This is a genomic window from Oscillibacter sp. UBA6647 (genome assembly GCA_002455655.1).
Lineage (GTDB): Bacteria > Bacillota > Clostridia > Oscillospirales > Oscillospiraceae > Oscillibacter.
This window is the reverse complement of record DKLF01000133.1, coordinates 1-9,834: the sequence shown is the minus strand read 5'-3', so window position 1 is coordinate 9,834 and position 9,834 is coordinate 1. Positions and strand designations below refer to the sequence as shown.

The 9,834-nt window shown below is 58.0% G+C and carries 6 protein-coding genes; 1 reads left to right on the top strand and 5 read right to left on the bottom strand.

The features are described from left to right. Positions 1-100 precede the first annotated feature (100 nt). Positions 101-661, bottom strand: a complete 561-nt coding sequence (locus B2W96_RS09795) for a CDP-alcohol phosphatidyltransferase family protein (RefSeq protein ID WP_293010109.1) — start codon at positions 659-661, stop codon at positions 101-103. Between the two features lie 217 nt (positions 662-878). Here B2W96_RS09795 and B2W96_RS09790 point away from each other — a divergent pair, with 217 nt between their 5' ends. Continuing rightward, positions 879-3,434 carry an ATP-dependent helicase gene (locus B2W96_RS09790; RefSeq protein WP_293010108.1) on the top strand — a complete coding sequence of 852 codons (2,556 nt, stop codon included), beginning with the start codon at positions 879-881 and terminating at the stop codon, positions 3,432-3,434. 75 nt (positions 3,435-3,509) lie between these two features. Here the strand turns inward: B2W96_RS09790 and B2W96_RS09785 are convergent, their stop codons facing one another. The 4 genes from B2W96_RS09785 to B2W96_RS09770 all read right to left on the bottom strand — a co-directional run. Next, positions 3,510-5,252: an Rqc2 family fibronectin-binding protein gene (locus B2W96_RS09785; protein WP_293010107.1), complete on the bottom strand. Its 1,743-nt coding sequence runs from the start codon at positions 5,250-5,252 to the stop codon at positions 3,510-3,512. A gap of 1 nt (position 5,253) precedes the next feature. After that, positions 5,254-5,661: a Mini-ribonuclease 3 gene (locus B2W96_RS09780; protein WP_293010106.1), complete on the bottom strand. Its 408-nt coding sequence runs from the start codon at positions 5,659-5,661 to the stop codon at positions 5,254-5,256. A gap of 286 nt (positions 5,662-5,947) precedes the next feature. Then, positions 5,948-7,606 carry a GH25 family lysozyme gene (locus tag B2W96_RS09775; protein ID WP_293010105.1) on the bottom strand — a complete coding sequence of 553 codons (1,659 nt, stop codon included), beginning with the start codon at positions 7,604-7,606 and terminating at the stop codon, positions 5,948-5,950. 358 nt (positions 7,607-7,964) lie between these two features. Then, on the bottom strand, positions 7,965-9,834 hold a 1,870-nt coding region (locus B2W96_RS09770), incomplete at its 5' end, for a hypothetical protein (RefSeq protein WP_293010104.1).

Genomic DNA, 9,834 nt, shown 5'->3' with positions numbered 1-9,834 from the left:
GCCGCTGTCAATCAGCACTGCGTCGCCGCCGTCGGGCTTCCAGATTCCCATTTTGGCAGGGCTTTGGATATAGTACGTGCGCGGGGCGGCCTGAATCAATTCATACATGGAAATCCCTCCTCTTTGAATCAAACACACTTTGTATGTCCGGATGATACCGTCTGCTCAGGAGTTGAATCAACAATTCCTCCCCGGCGGAAACGCACGCCACAGCACACAGCGCCGCCCAAAGCACCTCCGTATTCTGCCAAAACGGCAGCAGATAGGGCGCGCAGAACAGCGCCGCCCCGGTGATTTTATTCAGCCGCGTGTGATACGCGGCAAAGCGGCGGTACTTATAAAAACCAACGCCATAGGCCCCGCACCGGAGCGTAGCCGCCACCAGAACCGGCCAAAGGCCCCAATGCGGGCAGCGCTCCTTTAATACCGGAAAAAGCGCGATGAGCGCGGCCGCCAGAAACACGGCGTCCGCGATGCTGTCCAGCATAGCCCCTTCCCGGCTCACGGTGCCGGTCTTGCGAGCCACCGGGCCGTCCAGCATGTCCGTGACGCCCGCCAGCGTATACAGGACATAAAATGCCGGAGACAGGGGCGCGGCCCAAGCCAGGGGAAAAGACAGCAGGATGCGGCCCGCCGTCAGAACGTTTGCGGGACGCTTCATCAATGAACTCGCGCGAAAATTGCCCACAGATTCTCCTCCCGCTCCTTTTCCATCAGGATAACACTCCAATCAAGCAGCGTCAACAAAAACGGAATTTTATGCCTTTGGTCCAGTGCACAGCCTGCACCGGGCAAGCGCGAAATATGAAACCCACGGTTGACCCCGGCTCTATTTTGTCCTAAAATGGATATTGAGATTATAGAAAACTGGTGAACATATGACTGACTTCAACAAGCGTTTTATTGCCGCCCGGAAAGCCTTTATTTCCCGGGACCTTCGGCGGCTGAATCCCATGCAGCGGCAAGCCGCCATGACCACCGAGGGGCCTCTTCTGCTGCTGGCGGGAGCCGGGTCCGGCAAAACCACCGTTCTCATCCAGCGGGTATACAACCTGCTGACCTATGGCCGGGGCGGCGACTGCGACGAGGTTTCCGAGGATGTCACGGAGGAGGACCTCGCGTTTTTGGAGAACCTTTCCGACGACCCGGAGCCGGAGGAACGGCGGCGGGCAGTGCGGCTTTGCGCCGTGGACCCGCCCCGGCCTTGGGAGATCATCGCCATCACCTTCACCAACAAGGCGGCGGGCGAGCTGAAAACCCGGCTGGCGGACCGTCTGGGGCCGGAGGCAAACGACATCTGGGCCTCTACCTTCCACTCTGCCTGCGTGCGCATTCTGCGGCGGGATATTGAGCGCATCGGCTTTCAGAAGGACTTCACCATCTACGACACTGACGATTCCAAGCGGGTCCTCAAAGACATTCTCAAAGAGCTGGGCTATGACGAAAAGGCTTTTCCCCCCAGAGATTTGCTGGGCGTCATCAGCAAATCCCGGGACCGTTTTGAAACACCGAAGGAATTTGCAGAGCAGTATCAGAACTCCGGCGACTGGAAAATGACCCGCATTGCCAAGGTCTACGCCCGCTATGTGGAGAAGCTCCGCTCCGCCAATGCGCTGGATTTTGATGATATTATCTTCCACACCGTGACCCTGCTGCAAAAGGACAAAGAGGTACGGGAGTATTACCAGCGCAAATTCCGCTACGTTCTGGTGGACGAATATCAGGACACCAACCATTTGCAGTATCTTCTTACCTCTTTGCTGGCAGGCGGGCGGAAAAACCTCTGCGTGGTGGGTGACGACGATCAGTCCATCTATCGCTTCCGGGGTGCAAACATCGAGAACATCCTGAATTTTGAGCAGCAGTACAAAAACGCCCGCACCATCCGGCTGGAGCAGAATTACCGCTCCACCCAGAATATTCTGGACGCGGCCAACGCCGTCATCAAAAACAACTGCGGCCGCAAGGGCAAAACACTCTGGACGGACAACGGCAGCGGCGATAAGGTGGTGATCCGCACCAATTACAGCGAAGCAGACGAGGCCAATTTTGTGGTGGGCGACATTATGATGCAGGTAAACCGGGGCCGGAAATTTTCCGAGTGCGCGGTGCTCTACCGCATGAACGCCCAGTCCAACGCGCTGGAATACGCCCTTCGCCGCAACGGAATGCCCTACAAGGTGGTGGGCGGCACCAAGTTCTACGACCGGGCGGAAGTGAAGGACATGCTGGCCTACCTCTGCGTGCTGAACAATCCGCTGGACGACCTGCGACTTCGCCGCATTGTCAACGTCCCCGTGCGGGGCATCGGCAACACCAGTATGGATAAAGCCTCATCCGTCGCGGCCCAGCAAGGAATTTCCCTTTACGAAGTGATGCGCAACGCGGACTTGTTTCCCGAGCTGAAAGCCCCCGCTCCGAAGCTTTTGAAGTTTGCAGATTTGGTGGATGGACTGCGAAAGCTGGGCAGCACTCTTGCCCTGCCGGAATTTTACGACGCGGTGTGCGACCAGACCGGTTACGTCCGGGTGCTGGAGGAGAAAAACGACATGGAAAGCCGGGGCAGGCTGGAAAACGTGCAGGAGCTGAAGTCCAGCATTGCGGCTTTTCTGGATGGAAGTCCCGAGGACCCCACCCTGTCCGGCTTCTTGAATGAAATTGCGCTGTACACGGACTTGGACTCCATGGACGGCAGCGATGACTGCGTAACCCTTATGACCATTCACGCCGCAAAGGGCCTGGAGTTCCCCAGCGTCTACGTGGTAGGCATGGAGGACGGCATCTTTCCCGGGATGAACGCCCTGTTCGAGCAGGACGAGCTGGAGGAAGAGCGGCGGCTATGCTATGTGGCCATGACCCGTGCCAAGGAGCGGCTGACCCTGACCAACGCCCGCCAGCGGATGCTGTATGGCCGCACCAGCGCCAACCGCGCTTCCCGGTTCTTGGACGAGCTGCCGGAAGAAACCTACGAGTGGTTCGGAAAGCCGGAGGTCCGTGCCGCTTCTTCGGAAAGCAGCGGGAGCTGGGACAATTTGGGCGACTCTCCCACCGGTTTTGGCGACAGCTTTGGCGGTGGATATTCCGGGCGCGCGGACGGGCAATCCGGCGGCTTTGGAGGTGGCTCCGGACGCCCCGGAGGATATCCCGGGCGCTCCGACAGCTTCGGCAGTACCTCTCATAAAAGCGGGGGCATTCGCACCTATCGTGACGGCGGCACACCGACCCCGCCTGCGCCGAAAAGAGCAACAGCCCCGTCGGAGCCTTTGATGGCAGTGGCGCAGGGCGACACCGTGGAGCATACCGCCTTTGGCAGAGGCGCGGTGCTATCCGTGCGTCCCATGGGCGGCGACGCGCTGGTGGAAGTGGCCTTCGAGGAAAAGGGCGTGAAAAAGCTGATGCTGAAATCCGCCGGTGCGCATATGAAAAAGCTTTAATTCGGTGAATCTGATTTAATTTTCCCGCACAACAAAGGGACCCTACGCGCGATGCGCGGAGGGTCCCTTTCCTTTTTATTTCACGCCCAGCCGCTTTACCGTCTCTTCCTCCGGCGTAACATGCACCGTCTCGCAGGTGGTGTAAATCACCATGCCGGGCCTTGCCCCAGCAGGCTTTTTTACGTTTTTCACCTGCGTAAAATCCACCGGCACATTGCCGCTTTCCCGCGCCTGAGAGTACCATGCGGCAAGCTTTGCGGCCTCCACGATGCTCTCCCGGTCCGGCTCCCCGCCGTCCGTGCGAAGAATGACGTGGGACCCGTGGATTTTTTGGGTGTGGAGCCAAATATCCCGCCGGTCCGCGTCGTGGGTCAGTCTGTCATTCTGCCGATTGTTCCGGCCCACCAGCACCCGCAGTCCCGCCGTGGTGCGGAATTCCCGGGGCTTTGCGGGACGCTGAAGGCCCCGCTTTTCCTTCCCCTTCTGGCGCAGAAAGCCCGCGTCCTTCAGCTCAGCGCGGATATCGTTGAAATCCTGTTCCGTCTCCGCCTCTGCGATTTCTTCCAGAACGCTCTCCAGATATGCCGCGTCATGCCGCGCGAGTTCCATTTGCTCTTTCAGGTATCTTTCGGCGGTTTTCGCCTTGGCATATCGCTTGAAATACTTTGCCGCGTTCTCCTGCGGCGCCAGCAACGGGTCCAGCAAAATATCGATTTCCCGGCCCTCATCGTAATAGTTTTCGCATGTCAGCTTTCGCTGTCCCTTTTCCATGCGGTAGAGATTGGCGGTGATCAGTTCGCCGCTGAGGCGCAGCGCGTCTCGATCCTGCGTTGCCGCATAGTCCTTTTCCTGCATGGCCAGCTTTCGGCGCAGCCTGTCCCGGGCGTTGGTGGCGGCCCGAACCAAATCGGCCCCCCGCTGGCGAATCCGCTCCTGCCTTTCCCGTGACTCGTAAAAATCATCCAACAGGTCGGAAAAGGTGGGATAGACGCGGCTCTCCGCCATTGGACCGTATTGCTCAATGGGAAAACAGGATAATTCCATAGGTTTTCCGTCCCGCCAAACAGAAGTTGGTGTAAACCGGTTTTCATTGACACTCACTTGAAATGAGGAGACTTCCTCCCAAAACCGACGTTTTCCGGAGGCATTCAGAGAAAAAAGGCGGCTGTCTGTCTCCCTCGCTGTGCGAAAAGCCAGCTCCCGTGCAAGCAGCGGAGAAACGCCAAAATAACCGTCCATCAAAAACTCATCCAGCCGCCGCTCCGGGTTGGCTGCGGCCAGACGGGAAAAAAAGTCGTCCTCCTCCGCTTCCATCAGGCTGGTTTTTTCCACGGCGGGCGGATACTGATAAAAAAGTCCCGGCAGCACGGGTCGCTGGGCGGACATCTCCGCGTCCACACGGCGCAGGCACTCCACAATCCGCCGCTCCCCGTCCAGCAAAATCAGGTTGGAATTGCGGCCCATGGCTTCCAGAACCAACATCCGTTTTCCCGGCTGACCGAAATCGTCGGTCACATTCATCTCCAGTTCCACCAGCCGCTCCAGTCCCGGCTGTGTCAGGGCGGCAATCCGTGCCCCTACCAAGTGCTTGCGCAGCAGCATGCAAAACATGGGCGGTTCCGCCGGGTTATCCCGAAGCCGGCCGGTAAGCTGGATACGGGAATTGTTCCCGGCTGTAAGCAGCAGCCGCAGGCCACCCCGCAGAAGTAAAACCACCTGATCCTTTGCGGGCTGCTGCACCTTATCCACCCGCACGCCCAAAAGCTGCCCCCGCAGCTCCTCCGCCACTGCCCGCAGACAGACCGCGTCCAGCGCCATATCAGCTCTCCCCTTCCATCATCAGGCCGAACAGCTCGCTGACCCGGTCCTTTTGCCCGGACAGGTACAGCCAGCCCAGCAGCGCTTCCAGCGCCGTGGCCTCCGCGTATTGGGCGCGGCTGGCATGGCTGGGAACGGTGTGAACATTGGCATTGCGTCCCCGGCGGAACACCCCTGCCTCCTCCTCCGTCAGAACAGGCAAGATTTTCTCCGCCCGCGCCGCCTGAGACTCCGCCCGGACAATGGCCACGGTGGCACGGTGCATTCCTTTGGCGGTGGCCTTTCCCCCGGCGCAAAGCCAGGAGCGGACCAGCAGCTCGAACACCGCGTCCCCTACATGGGCGAGGCCGATACTGCTGACGGTCTGGAGCTGCCCTGTGGTCATACGAATTTCAAAATGATTTTCCATCTGCTCTCCTTAACGTAAAAAAGATTTGCAATTGTGCAAATCCTCATCTGTTTTCTGAATGATGCTATCACAGATAGAGAAAAAATTCAAGTCCTGCGCCAAGCAGCGCCGGACCTGCCCCTTGGGCGGCAGGGCATGGACTGCGGAATCTGCTTTCTTCTCCGCAAAAAAGCCTGAAAAAACCGACTGGGCAAGCACTTCGGTTTTGGCGTTTTTTCTACATAAAGAAAAAGCGCAGGAGCAGCCTTCCGCCGCTCCTGCGCTTTTCATTTCAACTTCACGCAAATCAATTGGAAATAAACTGCAAATTGCAGTCCACGTTGCCCGCAAGACCCGCAACACAGCCCTTGCTGGTAAACTGCCAGTAGTCGGGCCGATAATAGAGTTGGGGATACAGCGCCGTGGATTCATTGGATTTATACTCCGGATACCAGACGGGATAGCCGGACAGCACAGATAGATCGAATTTGTTGTAGGCCACATAGCTGCTGGTGTACACCATGGCCCGATAGCCCGCCGTTTCAATCGTCTGGCAGAATGCCTTGGCACAGGCGGTGGCCATCGCCGCGCTGGTTCCGTAAACCCGGTAGGTGCTGTCGTGCATCTCCCAGTCGTAGGCCACCGGGGCGGTAAGGCTCCGCCCGCCCAGAAGACTGATAATGTAGTTGGCCTCCTCCACTGCCTCCGCCACCGTGATGGCCTGAGAGAAGAAGTAAACGCCGGTATCAATGCCTGCGGCCATGGCCCCGTCGATGTTCCGCTCGTAAAACGCGTCCTTGTTCAGCGTGCCGGAGCCGGTACCCCGGAAGCCAATCCGAACGAAGGCGAAATCCACACCGTCGTTTCTTGCGGCGTTCCAGTCGATGTTGTTGCCGGAAATCGCACGGTTTTGATAGGCGGAAACGTCGATTCCAAAACGGGTGGTGAAGTCTGTCCCGCTATAAGCCAGCCGCCCTGCACTGTTCCAATAAAAGCTTCCCTGCCCAAAGGGGCTCACCGGCACACCGGAAAAATTAGGGATTTTCTTGCCATTTCGGTCCGTGATATAGTTCCAGTTCAAAGCCGGGACATTCTCCTCCGGCGTGGTAGTCTTGGGCCCCTCCACAGGCGTAGTGGTATCAGGGACCTCCACAGGCGTGGTGGCATACTGGTCCACGGTTGCGCCGCCCAGATTGCGGACGGTCCCGCTCAATGTCACATCCTGAAGCACCACACCGCCGGTCACGCCGGGGGCGATAATGAGGTCACCTTTGATGCTCATGTTTTGCAGCGTGGCGCCATCGGCGGCGTTCACCATCAGGGTCCCCGCAGAGTCGGCGGAGTAGTCTCCGCTTTTCTGAACGAGGGTGTCAATCATATTGTTCAGCAGATTCACCAGCTCCGCCCGGGTAATCGGCTCCGTGGGGCGAAAGCGGTTGTCCGTCCTCACGTCGGTAATGTAACCCCGCTCCGCCATGGCGCTGAGATAGCCCGTGGCGTAGATTTCAATGTCTCCCGCGTCCGCATAAGTCAGCGCCGTTTGGGACTCGGTCAACTGAAAAGCCCGCCCCACCATGGTAATCGCCTGCTGGCGGGTAATATTAGCGGTGATCCGCGCCGCGCCGTCAGTCCCCAAATACACCCCCGCCGCATGGAGCCGCAAAATGGCATCCTCCCAATAGGCCCCGGCGGTATCTTTGAAAACATCGGCAGAAGAACACTTCTGATACTGTAAAAAGCGGTTTAATATCCCTGCAAACGCGCCCCGGGTAATGGGGTCGTTTGGGTGAAACGAGCCGTCCTCATAGCCGTTAAGCACGCCGTATCGTTCGCTCCACTTTTCAATGGCGCTCTGCGCCCAGTGTCCGGCTGCATCCGGAAACCCGGCGGCGGCCATGGGCTGCGTCAGCAGGGCGGCAGATAGCGCCAGCGCGGCGGCGGCGCGGTAAACACGAAATTTTGCCATAGACTCTCCCTTCACACTCGTCGAAATCTGTCGAATCAAATTTTAAAAAATAAGCTTCGGACCGGTGCGTACCGGCTCAAAGCCGTCTTTGCTTTTATATGATGGAAAGCGGGCACGGTGCAAACGGTAAAACCCGCTCTTTCCGCCCAAATTGAGGCAAACTGAGCAAAGCCGCATTCCCATGGGACATCCAGATATTGCCTGTCCCCCGGCTATTATAACAAAGACTGTTCGCTTTGGTCAATCTAAAATTTTATGTAAACTTTTCCAGTTATGTCGCCCTTCGTTTAGGGGTTGACAATGCAACGAAAGAGGGGTCCGCCCTCGGGCGGACCCCTCTTTCAGGCTTTTGGGTCGGTTATTGGACCTCCACCACCCGGACATAGCCGGAATTGTCTGTATAGACCGTGGATGAGTTCGCAAAGGCACGGGCCGTCTCCTGTGTAATCCACTGTCTGGTGGCCCTGTTGTAGTACAGTGCGCTGGAGGGAACGGTATAGCTCCGTCCGCCCAGATTGACGGAGGTGAGACTGCTCCACGCGCTGTTGGAGATGTTTTCAAACTTGGTCAAGACCAAAATACTGTCGATTGCAGTCTCCTGTCGATTTAAAATTACCCCGACGTAATCTCCATCGTGGACATCCCGATCATCTTCCACGGTAAAAATTGTAGAGAACGGGCCCAAAACCGTAGTACCTGCGATAACACTGATGGTTGCCGGGTGAGTTTTTATGCTACCATCGGCCTGCTCCTCTTTATATTCGTAGGTATAGCTAAAACGTCCAAAATGATATTCGCTGCCAGTGAGATTGGACAAAACGATTAAGTCTACCCTTCCCGCCCAGTTTGTTCTGGCGTACGCCACACTGGAGGACGGAATACTGGCGCTGGGAATCTGGCTCAGGCTGATGGCCTTAGCGCCGTCGGAGGTAGTTTGATAAATCTTCACATTCTCCGCCAACAACTTGCTTCCCATCTTTTGCGTTGTCACATCCAAATCACCCTGTGCGCCGCCCGTCAGGCGGGACAAGGCAATCGCGCCCTTCTGGCTGGAAGCCACCGCAGCAAGTTGCCCCTTCAGGCGGCTGACCTCAGTATCGCTCAAGGACACTTTTCCGGTGATCGTCAATCCACAGAGGAGATTGATGGTGGCCGAGGTGCTGCTGACCTCCTTCACAATACCCACCGCGTTGCCCATGGCCCCCGAGGTACCGGCCTCCACCGCGCCCGCCACCTGATTATCCTCGGTGAGCAGCAGCGTAATGGCCTGACCCAGCTTCAGCTTGGACATGGTGTCCGCTGCGGTGGGCAGAACGGAGAACTCCGTCCCCATCAACGTAATCTTACTGGGGTTGCTGAGATTGGGAGATGCGTTTTCGTAAACACCCGTAATGCGGGTATCGCACACCCGGATAGAGTTCTCCGCAGGGTTGTAAACCGCCACGTCGTAGGGACGCATATCGCTGGCCGTGGCGGAGGATCCGTTTTTGTAAATGGAATAGCGTGTGCTGCCATTGGCAAGACCGCTGAAGCCCGCCGAGGACCCCTTCTCATAGACCACCACTGCGGCGGAGGACGTGGCGCTGACGCCCACGAAGATATACTCCACACCGCCGCTGCCGCCAATATACAGCGTCACAGACGTGCCGGAGTGCAGCATTGTGTAGCCGGTTTCCCATGTCTTCTGCTCTCCGTTCACTACCATAGCCGTATCGCCCTTGATTGTAAAGCTCTCGCCGGAGGCGGTGGTGAGCTTCACAGCGGTGCCGGAGGCAAACACCACGGTGCGACTGGAACCGGCAATCTCCGGGACAAAGGTCATGACCTTCCCCGCTTTGTTCAGAAGAAGGATTCCCTTCATGCCGTTCATCGCACCGGTGGAAACCTTGCCCCCCGCGATGGAATAGGAGGTTGAGTTGCCCAGCCGCATGGCAGTGTCGCTGCCGTCGGGCGCGGTGGCGCTGGAGGTGGTCAGCATTCCCTCCACGGAACTTGCGGCGATGGAAATCCCGTAGGACCCGCCGCCCTTCGCGTCACTGCGCAGAAGATTCACAAAGAGCCGTGCCGCCGTCGCACGGGTAAGGGGCACAGAAGCGGCGGTACTCACCCCGTCGGTAAGCCCCACAGTGGACGCTGCAGCCATGTAGCCGTCCGGCCAGATGCCCCCCATGTCGGCGTCGGTATAGCCCAGCAGCCGCATTAGAATGGTAACAGCCTGCCCCACGGTG